Origin of the sequence: Profundibacter amoris, from assembly GCF_003544895.1 — a bacterium.
GTDB lineage: Bacteria > Pseudomonadota > Alphaproteobacteria > Rhodobacterales > Rhodobacteraceae > Profundibacter > Profundibacter amoris.
This window is the reverse complement of record NZ_CP032125.1, coordinates 3,485,083-3,504,557: the sequence shown is the minus strand read 5'-3', so window position 1 is coordinate 3,504,557 and position 19,475 is coordinate 3,485,083. Positions and strand designations below refer to the sequence as shown.

19 protein-coding genes are annotated in these 19,475 nt (G+C 58.0%); 14 read left to right on the top strand and 5 right to left on the bottom strand.

Annotated elements, in window-relative coordinates; all coding sequences use genetic code 11:
- Positions 1–9: 9 nt before the first annotated feature.
- Positions 10–315, bottom strand: coding sequence for a hypothetical protein (locus tag BAR1_RS17520; protein WP_118944223.1), 306 nt, complete (start codon positions 313–315; stop codon positions 10–12).
- Positions 316–500: 185 nt separating this feature from the next.
- Between BAR1_RS17520 and BAR1_RS17515 the strand changes: the two genes are divergently transcribed.
- Positions 501–1,094, top strand: coding sequence for a YfbR-like 5'-deoxynucleotidase (locus BAR1_RS17515; protein WP_118944222.1), 594 nt, complete (start codon positions 501–503; stop codon positions 1,092–1,094).
- Here BAR1_RS17515 and BAR1_RS18080 read toward each other — a convergent pair whose 3' ends face one another.
- Positions 1,095–1,250, bottom strand: coding sequence for a hypothetical protein (locus tag BAR1_RS18080; RefSeq protein WP_162891832.1), 156 nt, complete (start codon positions 1,248–1,250; stop codon positions 1,095–1,097).
- Between the two features lie 105 nt (positions 1,251–1,355).
- On the opposite strand from BAR1_RS18080, the gene BAR1_RS17510 reads away from it, so the two are divergent.
- Both BAR1_RS17510 and BAR1_RS17505 read left to right on the top strand, forming a co-directional pair.
- A complete protein-coding gene (locus BAR1_RS17510; RefSeq protein ID WP_118944221.1) occupies positions 1,356–2,225 on the top strand; it encodes a LysR family transcriptional regulator in 870 nt (289 codons plus the stop codon).
- Between the two features lie 5 nt (positions 2,226–2,230).
- Complete coding sequence (locus BAR1_RS17505) at positions 2,231–2,716, top strand: GNAT family N-acetyltransferase (RefSeq protein WP_118944220.1); 486 nt, start codon at positions 2,231–2,233, stop codon at positions 2,714–2,716.
- Between the two features lie 88 nt (positions 2,717–2,804).
- On the opposite strand, the gene BAR1_RS17500 is transcribed toward BAR1_RS17505, so the two are convergent.
- The 3 genes from BAR1_RS17500 to BAR1_RS17490 are packed head-to-tail and all read right to left on the bottom strand — an operon-like array spanning position 2,805 to position 4,411.
- On the bottom strand, positions 2,805–3,167 hold the full coding sequence (locus tag BAR1_RS17500) for a hypothetical protein (RefSeq protein ID WP_118944219.1): 363 nt from the start codon (positions 3,165–3,167) through the stop codon (positions 2,805–2,807).
- Positions 3,164–3,718 carry an ActR/PrrA/RegA family redox response regulator transcription factor gene (locus BAR1_RS17495; protein ID WP_118944218.1) on the bottom strand — a complete coding sequence of 185 codons (555 nt, stop codon included), beginning with the start codon at positions 3,716–3,718 and terminating at the stop codon, positions 3,164–3,166. The genes BAR1_RS17500 and BAR1_RS17495 overlap by 4 nt, the downstream gene beginning before the upstream one ends.
- Positions 3,719–3,778: 60 nt before the next feature.
- On the bottom strand, positions 3,779–4,411 hold the full coding sequence (locus BAR1_RS17490; RefSeq protein ID WP_118944217.1) for an SCO family protein: 633 nt from the start codon (positions 4,409–4,411) through the stop codon (positions 3,779–3,781).
- 99 nt (positions 4,412–4,510) lie between these two features.
- On the opposite strand from BAR1_RS17490, the gene regB reads away from it, so the two are divergent.
- The 11 genes from regB (at position 4,511) to hslU (ending at position 19,472) form a co-directional block, all read left to right on the top strand.
- A complete protein-coding gene (gene regB, locus BAR1_RS17485; RefSeq protein ID WP_118944216.1) occupies positions 4,511–5,911 on the top strand; it encodes a sensor histidine kinase RegB in 1,401 nt (466 codons plus the stop codon).
- A 171-nt stretch (positions 5,912–6,082) separates the two neighbouring features.
- Entirely contained in the window at positions 6,083–7,585 is a 1,503-nt protein-coding gene (locus BAR1_RS17480) for a PAS-domain containing protein (RefSeq protein WP_162891831.1), read from the top strand.
- 40 nt (positions 7,586–7,625) lie between these two features.
- Positions 7,626–8,099 (top strand): tRNA (adenosine(37)-N6)-threonylcarbamoyltransferase complex ATPase subunit type 1 TsaE, encoded by a 474-nt coding sequence (gene tsaE, locus BAR1_RS17475; RefSeq protein ID WP_118944214.1) that lies wholly within the window; start codon positions 7,626–7,628, stop codon positions 8,097–8,099.
- A complete protein-coding gene (locus BAR1_RS17470) occupies positions 8,092–9,090 on the top strand; it encodes an aminoglycoside phosphotransferase family protein (protein ID WP_118944213.1) in 999 nt (332 codons plus the stop codon). Before tsaE ends, BAR1_RS17470 begins: the two co-directional genes overlap by 8 nt.
- Complete coding sequence (locus tag BAR1_RS17465) at positions 9,066–9,755, top strand: nucleotidyltransferase family protein (protein WP_118944212.1); 690 nt, start codon at positions 9,066–9,068, stop codon at positions 9,753–9,755. The genes BAR1_RS17470 and BAR1_RS17465 overlap by 25 nt, the downstream gene beginning before the upstream one ends.
- Positions 9,748–12,693: a double-strand break repair protein AddB gene (addB, locus tag BAR1_RS17460; RefSeq protein ID WP_118944211.1), complete on the top strand. Its 2,946-nt coding sequence runs from the start codon at positions 9,748–9,750 to the stop codon at positions 12,691–12,693. The genes BAR1_RS17465 and addB overlap by 8 nt, the downstream gene beginning before the upstream one ends.
- Positions 12,690–16,046 carry a double-strand break repair helicase AddA gene (gene addA / locus BAR1_RS17455; protein WP_118944210.1) on the top strand — a complete coding sequence of 1,119 codons (3,357 nt, stop codon included), beginning with the start codon at positions 12,690–12,692 and terminating at the stop codon, positions 16,044–16,046. Before addB ends, addA begins: the two co-directional genes overlap by 4 nt.
- A 57-nt stretch (positions 16,047–16,103) precedes the next feature.
- Entirely contained in the window at positions 16,104–16,424 is a 321-nt protein-coding gene (gene trxA / locus BAR1_RS17450) for a thioredoxin (protein ID WP_118944209.1), read from the top strand.
- Between the two features lie 110 nt (positions 16,425–16,534).
- A complete protein-coding gene (hslV, locus tag BAR1_RS17445; protein ID WP_118944208.1) occupies positions 16,535–17,092 on the top strand; it encodes an ATP-dependent protease subunit HslV in 558 nt (185 codons plus the stop codon).
- A 6-nt stretch (positions 17,093–17,098) separates the two neighbouring features.
- On the top strand, positions 17,099–18,172 hold the full coding sequence (locus BAR1_RS17440; RefSeq protein ID WP_118944207.1) for a hypothetical protein: 1,074 nt from the start codon (positions 17,099–17,101) through the stop codon (positions 18,170–18,172).
- Complete coding sequence (gene hslU, locus BAR1_RS17435; protein WP_118944206.1) at positions 18,165–19,472, top strand: ATP-dependent protease ATPase subunit HslU; 1,308 nt, start codon at positions 18,165–18,167, stop codon at positions 19,470–19,472. The genes BAR1_RS17440 and hslU overlap by 8 nt, the downstream gene beginning before the upstream one ends.
- Positions 19,473–19,475: the final 3 nt, after the last annotated feature.

Here is a 19,475-nt window from a genome sequence, read left to right as displayed (position 1 = left end):
ATCAACTGATTAACTGGCGATTCCCGCCACTTCTTCGGTCTGGTCGAACTGCCAATTCTGACCCGAGGCAATCACACAGCTTGTCCCGTCTGCGCGTGACAACAACAGCGTCCATGTGCCTGTTTCATCGGAACTCCAGATTTCTACCAGACTGGTGGTGCTTTGCAGTCCGGCCCCCTGATAGGTCTCGTGAAAACGGCTTTCCAGACGATCGGTGATAACACTTCTTTCTGCACATAGGGCCTGCGCCTGCACCGGGGGCGCAAGCGCAAGCGTGCCAAATACAAGGGCGGCGGTGACGATACGTTTAAACATAACTGGTCTCCTTTGGGTTATGACCCCGCTGAAAAGCATATTGAACAGCCGGGACGGGTTACAGGCGATTTCAGGTTCGCCTGATAATAAAATGGACCTGCTAGCCGAAATTTGCGAATGACTACCGCACACAAATGCGTCACTCTTTGCGAGCCGTTTCTGGACAACACCAAGGAATATCAAACATGGCCCAACAACCCCGCGCATGGCAACGTATGCTTTCCGGTCGCCGGCTGGACCTGCTGGACCCGACCCCGATGGACATCGAAGTCGAGGACATCGCACACGGTCTGGCCTTTGTGGCGCGCTGGAATGGGCAAACCATCGGCGATTACGCCTATTCCGTGGCTGAACATTCGCTGCTGGTGGAACAAATTTACGCCCTGATCCAGCCCAAAGCACCGGTGAAATGGCGGCTGGCCGCGCTGCTGCATGACGCGCCGGAATATGTGATCGGGGATATGATTTCGCCAGTGAAATCCGCCGTTGGGCCGGATTATGGCCTGCTGGATGATCGCCTGACCGCTGCGATTCACATCCGCTTTGGCCTGCCTGCGGCATTGCCTGTTGCGGTGAAAAAGCAAATCAAGAAAGCCGACAAAATCAGCGCATGGCTGGAAGCGACCCAGATCGCCGGTTTTACAGTAGAAGAGGCGGACAAACTGTTCGGCAAGCCCGCCTCTGATCTTGTCAACGGATTGCGCATCCATTTGCGCCCACCGCTGGCCGTACGACGGGATTTTACCGCCCGTCACAACGAATTGATGCGCAATCTGTAGTTACCAGCGATCTTTTGAAGTCAGCAACCAGCGGCGGTAATATTCCCTGTTGCGCTGTTCGGCCTCTTGCTTGGCCCGATAGCGCCGCATGGCGGCCTCATGGTTCTTTTCTGTGCGGGTGGCGATACGCATCGCACTTGCAAATATTCCTAACATATCGTTTCCTTTCGTTCCTGTGATGCACTAGATTTATCGATATTGCGTTGACAGATCGAATCTGTAAGATTTTCAATATGTAAGTTTAACTATCAAAGGTAATTTATGGACTGGCGCCAAATCCCATCCCTGTCGGCCCTGCGCGCATTCGAGGCCACCGCGCGGCTAAACAGTTTCAGCGCCGCAGGGCGCGAGCTGAATGTCACCCATGCCGCCATCGCCCAGCATGTGCGCGGGCTGGAAGATTTCTTTGCCCAAGGCATGATTTTCCGGCAGGGACGCAAGATGGAACTGACCCCCGCCGGCCAGCGCCTTGCCACATCCCTGAACGAAGGATTCCTGACCATTCAGGCCGGCGTGAATGACCTAAAAGCCGAAACCGATGACCGCCCTCTGAAAATCGCCCTGACCCCGACCTTTGCCGAAAGCTGGCTAATGCCGCGTCTTGGCGATTTCTGGGCGGACCATCCCGAGATAGAACTGGCCCTGCTGCCCGGCCGCAAGCTGGTCGATCTGCGCCGTGATGGCGTGGATCTGGCGATCCGCTATGGCAACGGGGTATGGGCGGGGTATCAAAGCGAATATCTGACCTCGGCGCAATTCATCGTGGTTGCCTCAAAGGACTATATCGGCGATCGGAATATCCGCAGTCTTGATGACCTGAAAGACGCCAAATGGCTGATCGAATCCGACCGGCGGGAAATGATGCTATGGGCCGCGGAACAGAATTTCGAACTGGAGCATCTGGACACAACCGAATTCCCGACCGCCACGCTGGTGCATCTTGCAGCACGATCCGGTTACGGTGTTGCGATATTGACCAAAGCGGTCGTGGAACATGATCTGGAAAACAACCGGCTGGTAAAGCTGTTCAGCGCAAAATCCGGCTCACTGGGCTATTATCTGGTCACCCGAAAAGAGGCGATGCCGGACAAGTTGGCGGTGTTTATCAAATGGCTGAAGTGCTGTAAGTAGGCATCATGATTATACGCCAAGCCACACCCGATGATGCCGCCGAAATGGCCGTGCTGTTGAATGAAATCATCCGCATCGGTGGCACAACCGCCTTTCAAAAAGAATGGACAACCGAGGATATGCAGGGGTTTATACGCAAACTGCAAACAACCGGCTGCATCCATATCGCGCGGGACCGCGAAACAGATGCCTTGCTGGGCTATCAATCGCTCGAGGCTTATCCCGATCTGCCCAAAACCCTTGGCATCATCGCCACCTTTGCAAAGGTCGGACGCACCACACGCGGCATCGGCACCGCCCTGTTCGCCGCCACCCGTCAGGCCGCGCCCGCGCTGGGTTTTACCGAGCTGGACGCCACCATCCGCGCCGACAATACCGGCGGGTTGGCCTATTATTCAAAGATGGGGTTTGAGGATCACTCGGTCGCCAAAGCGGTGCCGCTGGACGACGGGACATTGGTTGATAGGTTTAGTAAGCGGTTGAAATTGTAGGATATTATCCAATAGAATTCCACAAAACACACCCACACGCAAAAATGACGGGTGCAGGTGGTGACAATATTCACGCTACTGATAAACCCTAACCCCAACCGCAGGTATTCCCTGCTGATCGTTTGGGCGCTGGCCATGTGGGCGGCCCTGCGATCCAGCCGACAAACGCCCCTTTGTCAAAGATTAGCGATAACCCCGTGCCGGACCAGCTTCGCAACTCGCAACCGGCCCCATCATCCACACCGTCAATAATTGTCGAGCCAACCAGCCGGTCAATCGCCTTTTCCACACCTGCCTGCGCGCGGCCAAAGCTGATTTCCAGCCCGCCACTATCGGCAATCTTCAACCCGCCGGAATAGGGAATGATCCGTTGCGGCATCGGTTTCGGCTCAGGTTGCGGGGATACACAACCCGACAGGGCAACAACCACTGCGAAAATAGCGCGTTTCACCGCGGGCTGCGTTTGGCGAGGATACGTTGCAGGGTGCGGCGGTGCATGTTCAGGCGCCGCGCGGTTTCGGAAACATTCCGGTCGCACAACTCGTACACCCGCTGGATATGTTCCCAGCGCACGCGGTCCGCCGACATCGGGTTTTCGGGGGGCGGGGGCAATTCGTCTGGCTTGGCCAGCAGGGCCGCCGTAACGTCATTGGCATCGGCGGGTTTGGACAGATAATCTACCGCGCCGATTTTCACAGCCGCAACCGCTGTTGCAATCGCGCCATAGCCCGTCAGAACCACAACCCGGCAATCGGGGCGCTTTTCGCGCAGCACTTCGACCACATCCAGCCCGTTACCGTCCTCGAGCCGTAGATCAACCACCGCATAGGCCGGCGGGCGCGCCGTGGCAATCGCCTTGCCGGCTGCAACCGAACTGGCCATTTCCGGCGCAAAGCCGCGCTTTTCCATTGCGCGGGCAAGTCGTTTTAGAAACGGCTCGTCGTCATCAACAAGAAGCAGCGTTTTATCTTCGCCAATCTCGCTCAGATCACCTTCGGCCATGTGTTTCCCCTTCGGATACGTTTCCCTAAGGCCCCACCCTATGCCCAATGGCCAGAATGGTCAATTTGCGTTCTCGGCGGCGTCCAGAAAACAGCCAACTCGTTCGGCCATCTGATCAGGTGACACATCACGCTTGAAAAACTCGACAAAACCGTATTTCGGAAGCACCAGATATGTAAATGTCGAATGGTCCATCAGGTAATATTCCGGATCGCCCTCATCCTGCTTTTTATAATAGGTGCGATAAGCTTTGGACGCTGCCTTGACCTGTTCGGGCGTACCGGTCAGGCCAATCATGCGCGGGTGCATGATATCGGTGAATTCCGCCACAACTTCGGGGGTGTCACGTTCGGGATCAATCGAGATGAAAATCGGCGTTACAATCTTTCCCTGCTCTTCCAGAAGGGTCACAGCCTCGGCGTTGCGGGTGTTGTCCAGCGGGCAGACATCGGGGCAGAACGTATAGCCGAAATACAGCAGGGACGGGCCGGTGATCACATCCTTGTCCGTCACGGTTTTGCCGGTTTCATCCACCAGTTCAAAAGGCCCGCCAATCACGCTGGATCCACCAGCCACACCGTTCACACGGCACTGGGCGAAAATATCGCCGGAATTCTTGGTGGCGGTTATATACCACAACCCGCCCAACAAAGCGGCGACTACCGCAATCGCTATGGCTGAAAACATACGCATTGTTTCATGTCTCCTGATCTGGAATACCTGTGCATTGATCGTCCTATCCAACCTGACTAACAATAGCACAGGTTGCCGCATAGCAAATTCAGGAAAAACATGACAGATTCTTCTGCCGACCCCTATATCCGCCACAGCCGGAGCGACTGGATCAGCCTGCGTACCTTCATTGTGCTGCGCTGGATCGCAATTTTCGGGCAGATTGCGGCGATCACCGTTGCGGTGCGCTATTATAACCTGCAACTGAACCTTGGTCTGTGTTTTGTGGTGATCGGTGCCTCGACTGTGGCCAATCTGGTGGCAATGGCGGTTTACCCCGAGAACAAGCATTTGACCGAAACCCAGCTTTTGCTGATGTTCCTGTTCGACATTTCGCAACTGTCGCTGCTGTTATTCCTGACCGGCGGGCTGCACAATCCGTTTTCCCTGCTTGTGCTTGTGCCGGTGGCGATTTCCGCCTCGATCCTTCAGGCCCGCCCCACGATTATTCTGGGCCTTGTCACAATCACCTTTACCACACTGATCGGGTTTTATCACATCCCGTTGCGCACAGGGGATGGCACTGTGCTGATCATGCCGGATGTGTTTATTTTCGGGTTCTGGGTCGCGATTATCATCGGCACGGTTTTTCTGGGTCTATACGAGCGGCGCGTCACCACCGAGATTGACTCGATGGCCGATGCGCTACTGGCCACACAAATGGCCCTGTCGCGTGAACAGAAACTGACCGATCTGGGCGGCGTGGTTGCCGCTGCCGCGCATGAACTGGGCACACCCCTTGCCACGATCAAACTGGTCAGCACCGAACTGATCGACGATCTGGCCGACATGCCTCAGCAAAAAGAAGACGTTGAACTGATCCGCGATCAAACCGACCGTTGCCGCGATATCCTGCGGTCCATGGGCCAGATCGGCAAAGACGATCTGCACCTGCGTTACGCCCCCCTGTCCGCCGTGGTGGAAGAGGCCGCCGCCCCGCATATGAACCGTGGCAAGCCCGTCACCATTACCGTTCTACCGGACGAAGGCACCGCCGGTAGTGGCCAACCGGATGTGCGCCGCCAGCCCGAAATCATCCACGGGCTACGCAACCTGATCCAGAATGCTGTGGATTTTGCCAGCACCCGGGTCTGGGTCGATGTCCAATGGAGCGATAGCCGTATTGCCATCAAGATCATCGACGATGGCAAGGGATTCCCGCCGCACCTGATCCGCCGCATTGGCGACCCGTTCGTCCACACCCGCCGCCCCCCGGAAAACCAGCATAAACGCCCGGGTTACGAGGGCATGGGGCTGGGCCTGTTCATCGCCAAAACCCTGCTGGAACGCTCTGGCGCGGACCTTAGCTTTGCCAACGGTTGTGATCCCTTCCTCAGCAAAAGCGAACGCCCCGAACGCTGTGGTGCCATCGTGCAGGTGGTCTGGCCCCGCACCGTGATCAGCCGAAGCAAATCGCAAGCAAAACGCGATGTCGGGGAAAACCAGCCAATGCAGGTCTGATTCCCCGTTAACCTTAACGGGCCGTTAACTATTTTACGGTCTATCTGTCCGCAGGTCATTCAACCACAGCGGGCAAGATAAATGCACGACATAGAACCAACCACCTTATTGGTGATTATCATAACGTCACTAATCGCAGCGGGGTTCGCATACTGGTTTTTATTGCGGGGAATGGCATCACAGCAAAAGAACAGCCACGCTATCATACCGCTGGATAAAACCGAAACCACCTATCTGTTTGACGATACCACTTTGATCGACGCCTCGCCCAGCGCCCGAAAACAATTGCCCCGCCAAACCGGTGACGAAACAGATTGGCAACGGTTTATCACCGCTTTCTCTCCTCGGTTTTCAACTCTTGCCAATGACCTAAGGACACTCGCCCAAACCGGATCAATGACCATCTTGCCGGATGATCCGGATGATCCAACCCGCATCAATGCCGAATGGCAGGATGGTTATGCCCGCCTTACCATCTTTGAAACCGGCCCCGCCCCCGAAAAACCGCTGATTGATCCCGTTAACCTGTCCGCGCTTGAATCCGAACTGGAAACCCTGCGCAATACCGCCAAACTGGCCCCTTATCTGGTCTGGAAGGAAACCCGTGACGGGCAAATCAACTGGGCCAACACCGCCTATCTGGATCTGGCCACCACCCTGCATCCCGAAAATGCCAACAGTTGGCCACCCAAACGCCTGTTCACCCTTTTGGCCGAGGCCAGCACATCCCCGCAGCCGGAAATGAAACGTGTCTCTATCAAGGGCAAAAAACCGGACGAGGTGCTGTGGTTCGATCTGGTTTGCAAAAAGACCAACGAAACAACCCTGTGTTTTGCCACACCGGCGGACTCAATCGTGCAGGCGGAAACCTCGCTCAAGGGGTTCGTGCAAACCCTGACCAAAACCTTTGCCCATCTGTCCATCGGGTTGGCCGTGTTTGACAAAAACCGCCAGTTGGCCCTGTTCAATCCGGCCCTGACCGACCTGACCCGCCTGCCGATTGATTTCCTCAGCATCCGCCCAACGCTTTTTGCATTCCTTGACCGGTTGCGCGAAAACCAGATGATGCCGGAACCAAAGGATTACAAAAGCTGGCGCCACCAGATGCTGGCACTGGAAGAAGCCGCAGCAGATGGTACCTACGAGGAAACCTGGACATTGCCCGGCGGTCAAACCTACCGCGTGAACGGACGGCCGCATCCGGACGGGGCTGTGGCCCTGTTGTTCGAAGACATCAGCGCCGAAATATCCCTGACCCGCAATTTCCGCGAGGAGCTGGAGATTGGACAGGCCGTTCTGGACGCGCTGGATGATGCCGTCGTGGTGTTTTCCCAGACCGGTATGATCACCATTTCCAACGCCGCCTATGCCAGCCTGTGGGGGGTCGACCCCGGCACATCCTTTGCCGAGATGAGCATCACCGACGCCACCCGCAGCTGGCAAGATATTTGCGACCCGACCCCGCTGTGGGGCCACCTGCGTGAATTCGTTGGTGATCCGGATGATCGGCGCAACTGGTTCGGTGACGCCACGCTTGACGATGGCAGGCAGTTGGAATGCCAAATCAGCCCGCTGGCCGGTGGCGCGACAATGGTCAAATTCCACGTTAAGCCAGCCCCGAAAAAACCCGCCAAAAAACGCAATACCCCACGAAAAACCCCTGCCAAGACATGAACGGGTTTTCGCCGCGCGTTTGGCAGGCTAAGGTCGCGCCATGTGCAGTCGTTCCGTTTCCCTTACCCTGTCCTCCAGCGACGAAACCGCCAGTCTGGCCCGCCATATCGCACCGCTTTTGACTGCGGGTGATGTGCTGTTGCTGGACGGGCCGATCGGGGCCGGCAAAAGCTTTTTCGCCCGTACCCTGATCCTTGATCTGCTACCTGTACCCGAAGACATCCCGTCACCCACCTTCACTCTGGTCCAAATCTACGACGCCCCCGATTTCGAGATCTGGCATTGCGATCTATATCGCCTGTCCACCCCTTACGAGGTGCAGGAACTGGGCATCGAAGACGCGTTCCAGGATGCCGTTTGCCTGATTGAATGGCCCGACCGTCTGGGCGATTTGACCCCACCCGACGCGCTAACACTGGCCCTTTCGCTGACCGACATGCCCGGGGAACGCAACGCCGTGATAACCGCCACCGATCCCAAATGGTTCCCCCTGCTGGAGTCGCTGGATGTCTGACCGCACCGCCCTGATCACCCGCTTTCTGGCCGGCAGCGGCTGGGGCAACGCCACCCGCAGCCATCTTGCCGGTGATGCCTCGAACCGCAGCTATCAGCGCCTGCAAATGAATGGCAAAACCGCCGTTCTGATGGACGCCCCACCCGATCACGGCGAAGACATACGGCCGTTTGTCGCCATCACCAACCACTTGCTGACCCTCGGCTTCAGCGCCCCCCGCATCCTTGCGCAAGACGCGCGAAACGGGTTCCTGCTGATCGAAGACCTGGGCGATGACCTGTTTGCAAAGCTGATCCAGACCAGCCCCGAAATGGAACTGCCTCTCTATTGCGCCGCCACCGATGTGCTGATCAAACTGCACCAATCCCCGCCACCCGATCACCTTCTGGATTACAACCCCGCCGTGATGGCCGACTACATCGCGCCGCTGTTTGAATGGTATCACCCCGCCGAAGCCACCCCGATCCAGAACGAATTGCAGACGGTGCTGACCAGATATTGCACCACCCCTCCGGTAATGAGCCTGCGCGATTACCATGCTGAAAACCTGCTGTGGTTGCCGGATCGGGACGGGATAAAACGGGTCGGTCTGCTCGATTATCAGGACGCGGTCAGAACCCATCCCGCCTATGATCTGGTGTCGCTGCTAAAAGACGCCCGCCGCAATGTGCCTGCCGCAATCGAAACAGCGATGATTAACCGCTACATCACCACTACAGGCACCAACCCCGATACCTTCCGCGCCGCCTATGCCGCGCTGGGCGTGCAGCGCAATCTGCGCATCCTCGGGATATTCGCCAGCCTGTGCATCAACGCTGGAAAACCGCACTACATCGACCTGATCCCGCGCGTCTGGACACAGTTAACCGAATTGCTGACCCACCCCGCATTAACCACGCTGCAAACGCTGGTATTGGAAACACTGCCGGAACCCACACCGGACCATTTACAAAGGTTAAAAAGCCAATGCGCCAAACCCCGAACGCCCTGATGCTGTTTGCCGCCGGTTTCGGAACCCGCATGGGTGCCCTGACCGCCAACCGCCCGAAACCGTTGATCCCTGTCGCGGGCAAACCGCTGATCGACCACACGCTGGACATTGCCACAGAGGCGGGCATTGGCAACATCGTGGTAAACACCCACTATCTGCCCGACATGATGCAGGCCCACCTTGGCGGATGCGATATTACCCTGTCGCACGAGGACGAAATTCTTGAAACCGGTGGCGGATTGCGCCATGCGCTGCCGCTGCTTGGCCCTGATCCCGTGTTCACCCTGAACACCGATGCCGTCTGGACCGGTCCCAACCCGCTGCAAACCCTTGCCGCTGCCTGGGATCCTGACAGAATGGACGCGCTGTTGCTGCTGATCCCGCTGCCGCAAGCCAAGGGGCACAGGGGCAAAGGCGATTTCATCCCCGATGAAAACGGCACCCTGACCCGTGGCGCGGGGCTGGTCTATTCCGGTGCGCAGATCATCAAGACAAATACCCTGCCCGCCATTCCGCAGACCAAATTTTCCCTGAACCTGCTGTGGGACGAGATGATCAAATCCCGCCGCCTGTTCGGCATCCCGCACAGCGGTAACTGGTGCGATGTCGGCACGCCTCAAGGCATCGAAATTGCCCAAACCATGATCGGAACACGCGATGTTTGAACCCACCGGCACCCTTCGCGTATTCGGCCTGCCCCCGGGCGCGGATTTCCCAAAGGCCCTGATCGACGGCGTGCTGGAGCGTTGCAAAACCCGCCCGCCCGAATTTCTGGCAACGGTGGAAATCTACGTCAACACCCGCCGTATGCAACGTCGCATCCGCGAGATTTTCGACGCTGGCCCCGCCCGCCTGTTACCACGCGTGCGCCTGATCACCGACCTTGGCCAGATCACCGCCCTGACCGGCCTGCCCCCCGCAGTTCCCAAACTGCAACGGCGGCTGGAACTGGCGCAACTGGTCGCCAAACTGGTGGAAAAACAACCCGACCTGGCCCCGCGTGCCTCGGTCTATGATCTGGCCGACAGCCTTGCCAGCCTGATGGACGAAATGCAAAGCGAAGGCGTGCCGCCCGAAGTGATCGAAACCCTCGATATTTCCGATCAATCCGGCCATTGGGAACGGGCCTTGCGGTTTGTCAGACTCACACAGGTCTATTTCGGCGAAACCGCCAATGAACACCCCGACAGCGAAGCGCGGCAACGGTTGGTGGTGGAAAGGATAACGGAAAAATGGGTCTCTAACCCGCCACAAAACCCGATTATCATCGCCGGTTCAACCGGTTCACGCGGAGCCACGCATATGTTGATGCAGGCGGTTGCCAAACTGCCCCAAGGGGCGCTGGTTCTACCCGGATACGACTTTGATCTGCCCGATCATGTGTGGGCGGCGATGGATGACGCGATGAGTGCTGCGGATCATCCGCAATTCCGTTTCCGCGCCTTGCAGAATTCGCTGGGGATCGACAGCAGCGATATTGCCGAATGGACCAAAACCACACCGCCCAGCGCCGCGCGAAACCGGCTGGTTTCCCTTGCCCTGCGCCCGGCCCCTGTGACCGATCAATGGATGGCCGAAGGACCTGAACTGACCGATCTGCAAACAGCTTGCGAAAACATGACGCTGGTTCAGGCCCCCTCGGCGCGGATCGAGGCGCTGACGATTGCGCTGAAACTGCGGCAGGCCGCCGAAACCGGCCAGACGGCTGCCCTGATCACCCCCGACCGTACCCTGACCCGACAGGTCACCGCCGCGCTGGACCAATGGGGGATCGAGCCGGACGACAGTGCCGGATTGCCCCTGCCCATGTCCGCGCCGGGGCGGTTCCTGCTGCATATCGCGGGGTTGTTCGGACAGGTGCTGACCTCGGAAACCCTGCTGACGCTGTTGAAACATCCGTTGACCCATTCGGGCAAGGCGGGGCGGGGCGACCACTTGCGCTGGACCCGCGATCTGGAGCTGCACATCCGCAAAAACGGCCCGCCCTTCCCGACCAAAGACAGCCTGAGCGCCTGGGCCAACGCGCAGGCCGATGACGGCAGACGCGAATGGGCGGCCTGGCTGGGCGATTTGCTGGACGGGCTGGAAACCGTCACCGCCCGCCCGTTAACCGACCATCTGGAACACCACCTTGCCCTTGCCCGCACGCTGGCCGCCGGCCCCGACGATACCGGCAGCGGCGAGTTGTGGGAAAAACCCGCCGGGCAAAAGGCATTGGAGCAGGTCAGCGAACTGCAACGCTGCGCCGGTCATGGCGGCGTGCTGGCTCCGTTCGATTACAACACCCTGTTTCGCAACCTGCTGAATCAGGCCGAAGTCCACGATCCGACCCGCCCGCATCCGAATATCATGATCTGGGGCACGCTCGAGGCCCGCGTTCAGGGTGCCGATCTGGTGATACTTGGCGGGCTGAATGACGGCATCTGGCCTGCCGCGCCCAACCCCGACCCGTGGATGAACCGCGCCATGCGGCAAAAGGCTGGGCTGTTGCTGCCCGAACGCCAGATTGGCCTGTCGGCGCATGATTTCCAACAGGCGATTGGCGCGAAAGAAGTCTGGCTGACCCGCGCCCTGCGCGATGCCGAGGCCCAGACCGTGCCGTCACGCTGGCTGAACCGGCTGACAAACCTGCTGGGCGGCCTGAAGGAAACCGGTGGTGCCGATGCGCTGAAAACCATGCAGGCGCGCGGGGATGGGTGGCTGGGTATGGTGGCGGAAATGGAGCGCATATCAGTCTCTAAACCGCCTGAAAAGCGCCCCTCACCCATTCCGCCAACTTCCGCACAGCCCAAATCCCTGTCGGTCACTGGCATCACAAAACTGATCCGCGACCCCTATGCGGTTTACGCGGGCAAGGTGCTGCGCATTTACCCGCTGGACCCGATCCGCCAGCAACCCGATGCGCCGTTGGCGGGCACCGTAGTGCACAAGATCCTTGAGCGGTTCATCAAGGAACGCACCGAAGAAACCCGTGATCAGGCCAAAGCACGCCTGATGCAAATTGCCGACGAGGTGCTTGCAACCGACGCACCGTGGCCCGCCGCGCGCCGTGTCTGGCGGGCGAAACTGGCGCGGGTTGCGGACTGGTTTTTGCAAGGGGAAGAAGATCGCGCTAAACTGGCCAAAGTATTCAAGCTGGAACAGACGGGTGCGGCCAAAGTCGGCACGCTGGATTTCACCCTGACTGCGCGGGCCGATCGGCTGGACCGTTCGGACGACGGGCTGACCTATATCTATGATTACAAAACCGGCAAACCACCAACGAAAAAGCAGCAGATCGAGTTTGATAAACAAATGTTGCTGACGGCTGCGATGGTAGAACGGGCGGGGTTCAAGGGATTGGCCGATACCCGCGTTGGCGGCGCCGCTTTCATCGGGCTGGGGGCCAGCCCCGAGGTGGTGCCCGCCCCGCTGGATGAAACCGACCTGAACACGATCTGGGCCGAGTTAGAGACGCTAATTTCCACCTATACCGCCGGCGAAAAGGGCTATACATCCCGCCGCGCGATGGAGAAAACCAGCTATTCCTACGACTATGACCATCTGGCCCGCTATGGCGAATGGGACGAAAGCGACACACCAGAACAGGAGGCGCTGACATGACCCGCCGCGATGAAGCCACCGAACGGCAGGTGCAAGCCGCCGCGCCCACGTCCTCGACCTGGTTATCGGCCAACGCGGGGTCGGGCAAAACACGGGTGCTGACCGACCGGGTGGCGCGGTTGCTGCTGGAAGGGGTGTCGCCGCAACACATCCTGTGCCTGACCTACACCAAAGCCGCCGCCAGCGAGATGCAGAACCGCCTGTTCAAACGGCTGGGCGCTTGGGCAATGCAGAACGGAAAAACACTGGCTAAAGAACTGCACGAGTTGGGGATCGAGCGGCGCATTGATGCGGACGAGTTGAACAACGCCCGCACCCTGTTTGCCCGCGCAATCGAAACGCCGGGCGGGTTGAAGATACAAACGATCCATTCATTCTGTGCCTCGATCCTGCGGCGTTTTCCGCTCGAGGCGGGCGTGTCTCCGCAATTTATCGAAATGGACGACCGCGCGGCAAAACTGTTGCGCGCCGAGATTGTCGAGGAAATGGCCGACGGGCCGGATGTTGACGCGATAGACGCACTGGCAGCGCATTATTCGGACAGCGATTTTGAGCGGCTGACCGGCGAGGTGGCAAAACACGCGGCGCGGTTTTCGACACCAAAGGACAAGGCCGAAGTCTGGCAGATGTTCGGGCTGAAACCCGATGTGACCGAACAGGACATTCTGTCGGATGTCGTTCTGGGCAGCGAGGCGGATTTGTTTGCCGCCCTGATGCCCGCACTACAGGCCGGTTCCGCCAATGATGTCAAAGCCCACGCCAAACTGGCCGCGCTGGACCCCGCCAATATCGGTTTTGCCGATCTGGAAATACTGGAATCGGTGTTCCTGACCGGCCCCAAAACCAAACAACCCTTCAGCGCCAAAATAGACAGTTTCCCGACCAAGGCCACGCAAAAGACATTGGGTGCACATCTGGATGACCTGAACAACCTGATGGCGCGGGTGGAAACAGCACGCGAGGCCAGACTCAGTCTCTATTCTGCCCAGAAAACCCTTGCTCTACACCAATTCGCCACTGTCTTCCTGCCCCGTTACGAGCAGCAGAAACAGTTGCGCGGCTGGCTGGATTTTGACGACCTGATCAATCTGACAGCCAAACTGCTGCATGATCCGCAGGTTGCCTCATGGGTGCTTTACCGGCTGGATGGCGGCATTGACCATATCCTTGTGGACGAAGCACAGGACACCAGTCCGCAGCAATGGGACGTGATCGAACGGCTGGCGCAGGAGTTTACCTCGGGCGAGGGGGCGATGCCCGACAGGCTGCGCACGATTTTCGTAGTCGGAGATCGCAAACAGTCGATCTATTCATTTCAGGGGGCCGACCCCGAGGAATTCGGCCGGATGCGGCTGGAGTTTGGGGCCAGATTAGAGGCCGCAAATCTGCCATTCCAGTCGCTGCAACTGGAATATTCCTTTCGCTCGGCCGAACCAATCATGCGGCTGGTGGATTGCACGCTTCAGGACCACGCAGGTCAGGGTCTGGGCGACAGTATCAGGCACCGCGCCTTTAAAACCGGCATGCCCGGACGGGTGGATCTGTGGCCGGTCATCCCGAAAACCGAAGCGCCGGAACAAAAGGACTGGCATGATCCGACCGACAAGATTGCCAAGAATCACGAAACCATTCTGCTGGCCAACCGGATCGCCGACAGGATTGCCGAAATGTGCAACGGCGCGGTGATTCCGCAAGATGTGGACAACACCGGCACCTATAAAATGCGCCCCGTGACCGAGGGTGATTTCCTGATTTTGGTGCAGCGCCGCTCGGCCCTGTTTCACGAAATCATCCGCGCCTGCAAATCCCGCAATCTGGCGATTGCCGGCGCGGACCGTTTGAAAATCGGCGGTGAACTGGCGGTGAAGGATCTGACCGCGCTTCTTGCATTTCTGGCCACGCCCGAAGATGATCTGTCGCTTGCCGCCGCTCTGCGCTCGCCCCTGTTTGGCTGGGGCGAACAGGAGCTGTTCAATCTGGCGCATAAGCGGCCTGCAAAAACCTTTCTCTGGTCGGCTTTGCGCAACGTTAGAGACACATACCCCTACACAATGGCCATGCTGGACGCCCTGCGCAAGGACGCCGATTTCCAGCGCCCCTATGAGTTGCTGGAACGTATCCTGACCCGTTTTCACGGGCGTAATAACCTGTTGGCGCGGCTGGGGGACGAAGCCGAGGACGGCATTGACGCGCTGCTGACCCAGGCGATGAATTACGAGCGGATGGATGTGCCCAGCCTGACGGGGTTCATCACATGGCTTCAGGCCGAAGAGGTCGAGATCAAACGCCAGATGGACGACGAAAGCAACCGGATCAGGGTGATGACGGTGCATGGCGCCAAGGGGCTGGAAGCGCCGATCGTGATTTTGCCCGATACCGTTGGCCGTGGTAGTGCGCCGCGGGATGAATTGTATCTGACCGACAGCAATGATGTGATGTGGAAGGTCAAAGCGGATGCCAGCCCCAAGGTAATGAACACTGCGCGTGAACGGTTGAAGCTATCACAGGAACAGGAACGCTTGCGGCTGCTATATGTTGCCATGACGCGGGCGGAAAAGTGGCTGATCGTTTGCGGCGCGGGCGATCCGGGGAAAGATGGCAAAAGCTGGCATGCGATGATCGAAGCGGGGATGAAAACCGCTGGCGCGGTTCCGCATGGTGATTGGCAGCGGCTGGAATATGGCGATTGGGGCGGCGAGGTTAAGGCCAACAAGCCGGATGAAAAATCCGACGTCACCTTGCCGGACTGGGCCAAAACGGATGCCGAAATCCCCGACCGGCCCGCACAAACGCTGTCGCCATCACAACTGGGCGGGGCCAAGGTGCTGTTGGGGGATGGCGACGGGTTAAGCGAGGATGCGGCCAAGCAACGGGGCAGCGATATTCACCTATTGCTGGAACACCTGCCCGCCCATCCGCAAACCGAATGGTCGGATATTGCCGCCATGCTGTTGCCCGATGCGGCACCCGATATTCTGGCCGAAGTCACCGCCCTTCTGACCAACCCCGATCTGGCCTTTCTGTTTGACGATAGCACGCTGGCCGAGGTACCGATCACAGCCAACCTGCCTGATCTGGGCGGCAAGCGGATATATGGCGAGATTGACCGGTTGGTTGTTTCACCGGAAAAAATTCTGGCCGTCGATTTCAAATCCAACGCCATTGTGCCTGAAAATCCAGACGGTATTCCAGACGGTTTATTGCGGCAAATGGGGGCCTATCAGGCCGCATTAGGGATGGTTTACCCCGACCATAAAATCGAAACCGCTATCCTGTGGACTCGCACGGGAGTCCTTATGTATCTGGAGCACAAGGCCGTTACTGCGGCATTGCGCGCCACCACGATACCTTGACGGCAAAGGGGTGGCTGCATAGGTTCGGCCCAACGTATTCGCCATAGGAGAACAATCATGGCCACAACAGCAGTAACCGACGCTACATTCGAAGAAGAAGTCCTGAAATCCGACCTGCCGGTCGTGGTGGATTTTTGGGCCGAATGGTGCGGCCCGTGCAAAATGATCGGCCCCTCGCTGGAAGAACTGTCCGAAGAAATGGCCGACAAGGTCAAGATCGTTAAGGTCAATGTCGACGAAAACCCAAGTGCCCCTGCGCAAATGGGTGTCCGCGGTATCCCCTCGATGTTCCTGTTCAAGGGCGGTCAAGTTGTTTCCAACAAGGTTGGTGCAGCCCCCAAAGCCGCATTGCAAAGCTGGATCGAAGAATCCATCTGATTGCAGATAGAATAGATTGATCTAGGGGTGCTTTGGCGCCCCTTTTTCATTGAAACTTGTGCAACGGGGTTTGCACCTCCATATAGAATAGAACCAGTCAGGAGGGCACGATGGCCGACGATCAATTTCCGGGATGGCATGGCACTACAATTATCGGGGTGCGCAAGGATGGCGAAGTTGTAATCGCCGGTGACGGGCAGGTCAGTATTGGCCAGACCGTGATGAAGGGCACCGCCAAAAAGGTGCGGCGCCTGTCGCCCGGCGGGTTTGACGTGGTGGCCGGTTTTGCCGGATCAACCGCCGATGCCTTTACCTTGCTGGAACGGCTGGAAGCGAAACTCGAGGCGACGCCGGGACAATTGGCGCGGGCCTCGGTGGAACTGGCCAAGGACTGGCGCACGGACAAGTATTTGCAAAAGCTGGAAGCGATGCTGATTGTGTCGGACGGCAAGGATATTTTCGTGATCACCGGTGCCGGCGATGTGCTGGAACCCGAATTTGACGTGACCGCCATTGGGTCGGGCGGAAATTATGCGCTGGCGGCGGCGCGGGCCTTGATGGATACGGATCTGTCGGCCGAAGAAATTGCCCGCAAGGCAATGGCGATTGCTGCCGATATTTGTGTTTATACCAACGGCAATCTGACCGTGGAAACAATTAAAGGGTAATCCGGTTTGAGTAATTTTTCCAAAGAGGACATTCGCGCCGCTGTAGCGGCTGGCGTTCTGAATGAACAACAGGCGGTTGGTCTGTTAACACTGGCGCAGGAACGGCTGGGTATCCGCGATCATCTGATGGACGAGGACGAACCCTTCGAGTTTTTCAAAGGGTTCAGCGAAATCTTTGTCACTGTCGGCCTTTGGCTTTTGCTGTCCGGCGTTATCGGTCTGGGCGCCGTGCTGAAAGGTGGTGTCGGGATTGGCGTTCTGGGCATGGTCCTGACCTGGGTCTTTGCCCTTTATTTCACCAAAAAGCGCCGGATGAACCTGCCCAGCATGTCGCTGGCGGCAGGGTTTGGCGTTTTTCTGGCGGGCACGGTATTAAGCATTTTCGCAATGGGCGATGAGCTGACAGGATACCATGTTATCATCATGGCCGGGATCGGGATGGTCGGGATGCTGATCTATTACCGCGCGTTCAAACTGCCCTTCACGATGTTCGTTTTCGGGATTTTCGGGCTGATCATGGTCTATGCGATTATGGGCATGCAGGGTGCCAAATTCTCGATTTTCGATTTTCCGGATGGTCTGTTTGACCTTGGCAACAATTCCGGTTTTGCCATTGGCTCGCTGATCTTCGGCTTTGCCGCTTTTGCGCTGGGCATCTGGTTTGACACCAAAGACCCACACCGCATCAGCCGCTATTCCGCCACCGGTTTCTGGCTGCATATTCTGGCCGCACCGGCGATCGTCAACACCATTGCCCTGACACTTGTCAACAGCGGTGGCACCCAAGGGTATCTGCTAACCGCGCTGTTGTTGTTTGTCGTGACCATCCTGTCGCTGGTGATCGACCGGCGCTCGTTTCTGACAGCGGGTATTGGTTATTTTGCACTGCTGATTCCGTGGATGACTCCGCAATATGCCAGCGGTGAAACCGGCATGGTTTTCACACTTCTGATCCTTGGTGCCCTTATCACGGCCCTTGGCACATGGTGGGTGCAAATCCGTTCATGGCTGATGCGCCTGCTGCCCGACTTCCCGTTCAAAGACCGTTTCCCTCCTTATATCCGAGGCCAAAATGACTGATCTGACCCCCCGTGAAATCGTATCCGAACTGGACCGTTTTATAATTGGCCAGAATGACGCCAAACGCGCCGTGGCCGTGGCCCTGCGCAACCGCTGGCGGCGTAAACAACTGGGCGATGACCTGCGTGACGAGGTATATCCGAAAAACATCCTGATGATCGGGCCGACCGGCGTGGGTAAAACCGAGATCAGCCGCCGTTTGGCCAAACTGGCCCATGCGCCCTTTATCAAGGTCGAAGCCACCAAGTTTACCGAGGTTGGCTATGTTGGCCGCGACGTGGAACAGATCATCCGTGATCTGGTGGACAGCGCCATAACCATGACCCGCGAGGCCATGCGCGAAGAGGTCAAGGCAAACGCCCGCGACGCTGCCGAGGAACGGGTGATCGAAGCCATCGCCGGTGAGGATGCCCGCGACGCCACCCGCGAAATGTTTCGCAAGAAACTGAAATCGGGCGAATTGGACAACACGGTAATCGAACTGGAGGTTGCGGACACATCCAATCCGATGCCAATGTTCGATATTCCCGGTCAGCCGGGCCAAAGCATGGGTATGATGAACCTTGGCGATTTGTTTGGCAAAGCCATGGGCGGACGCACCACGCGGCGCAAGATGACGGTCGCCGAAAGCTATGAATTGCTGGTGGGGGAAGAGGCCGACAAACTGCTGGATGATGAAATCGTCACCCGCAAGGCGCTAAGTGAAGTGCAGGAAAACGGCATCGTGTTTCTGGACGAGATCGACAAGGTATGCGCGCGCAAAAACGCCAGCGGCGCCGATGTTTCCCGCGAAGGGGTGCAGCGCGATTTGCTGCCTTTGATCGAAGGCACAACGGTTTCCACCAAACACGGCCCCGTCAAAACCGACCACATCCTGTTTATCGCATCAGGCGCGTTTCACGTTGCCAAACCGTCCGATCTGTTGCCCGAACTTCAGGGGCGTTTACCGATCCGCGTTGAATTGCGCGCCCTGACCGAAGAGGATTTCGTGCGTATCCTGACCGAAACCGACAACGCCCTGACCCGCCAGTATACGGCGCTGATGGCGACCGAAGAGGTGACTGTGGAGTTCACCGAAGACGGCATCGCCGCGTTGGCGAAAATTGCCGCCGATGTGAACCAGTCGGTCGAAAACATCGGCGCGCGGCGGCTGTATACGGTGATCGAACGGGTGTTCGAGGAACTGTCGTTCACCGCCCCTGACAGGGCGGGCGAGGCGGTAAAGGTGGACGCGGCTTTTGTTGAAAAGAACCTCGGCGAACTATCCCGTTCGATGGACGTCAGCCGCTATGTGCTTTAGAAA

Excerpts from the sequence above, each read along its gene's own strand:
- BAR1_RS17520 (WP_118944223.1), bottom strand. The coding sequence starts at position 315 with ATGTTTAAACGTATCGTCACCGCCGCCCTTGTATTTGGCACGCTTGCG.
- BAR1_RS17515 (WP_118944222.1), top strand. The coding sequence starts at position 501 with ATGGCCCAACAACCCCGCGCATGGCAACGTATGCTTTCCGGTCGCCGG.
- BAR1_RS18080 (WP_162891832.1), bottom strand. The coding sequence starts at position 1,250 with ATGTTAGGAATATTTGCAAGTGCGATGCGTATCGCCACCCGCACAGAA.
- BAR1_RS17510 (WP_118944221.1), top strand. The coding sequence starts at position 1,356 with ATGGACTGGCGCCAAATCCCATCCCTGTCGGCCCTGCGCGCATTCGAG.
- BAR1_RS17505 (WP_118944220.1), top strand. The coding sequence starts at position 2,231 with ATGATTATACGCCAAGCCACACCCGATGATGCCGCCGAAATGGCCGTG.
- BAR1_RS17495 (WP_118944218.1), bottom strand. The coding sequence starts at position 3,718 with ATGGCCGAAGGTGATCTGAGCGAGATTGGCGAAGATAAAACGCTGCTT.
- BAR1_RS17490 (WP_118944217.1), bottom strand. The coding sequence starts at position 4,411 with ATGCGTATGTTTTCAGCCATAGCGATTGCGGTAGTCGCCGCTTTGTTG.
- regB (WP_118944216.1), top strand. The coding sequence starts at position 4,511 with ATGACAGATTCTTCTGCCGACCCCTATATCCGCCACAGCCGGAGCGAC.
- BAR1_RS17480 (WP_162891831.1), top strand. The coding sequence starts at position 6,083 with ATGGCATCACAGCAAAAGAACAGCCACGCTATCATACCGCTGGATAAA.
- tsaE (WP_118944214.1), top strand. The coding sequence starts at position 7,626 with ATGTGCAGTCGTTCCGTTTCCCTTACCCTGTCCTCCAGCGACGAAACC.
- BAR1_RS17470 (WP_118944213.1), top strand. The coding sequence starts at position 8,092 with ATGTCTGACCGCACCGCCCTGATCACCCGCTTTCTGGCCGGCAGCGGC.
- BAR1_RS17465 (WP_118944212.1), top strand. The coding sequence starts at position 9,066 with ATGCGCCAAACCCCGAACGCCCTGATGCTGTTTGCCGCCGGTTTCGGA.
- addB (WP_118944211.1), top strand. The coding sequence starts at position 9,748 with ATGTTTGAACCCACCGGCACCCTTCGCGTATTCGGCCTGCCCCCGGGC.
- addA (WP_118944210.1), top strand. The coding sequence starts at position 12,690 with ATGACCCGCCGCGATGAAGCCACCGAACGGCAGGTGCAAGCCGCCGCG.
- trxA (WP_118944209.1), top strand. The coding sequence starts at position 16,104 with ATGGCCACAACAGCAGTAACCGACGCTACATTCGAAGAAGAAGTCCTG.
- hslV (WP_118944208.1), top strand. The coding sequence starts at position 16,535 with ATGGCCGACGATCAATTTCCGGGATGGCATGGCACTACAATTATCGGG.
- hslU (WP_118944206.1), top strand. The coding sequence starts at position 18,165 with ATGACTGATCTGACCCCCCGTGAAATCGTATCCGAACTGGACCGTTTT.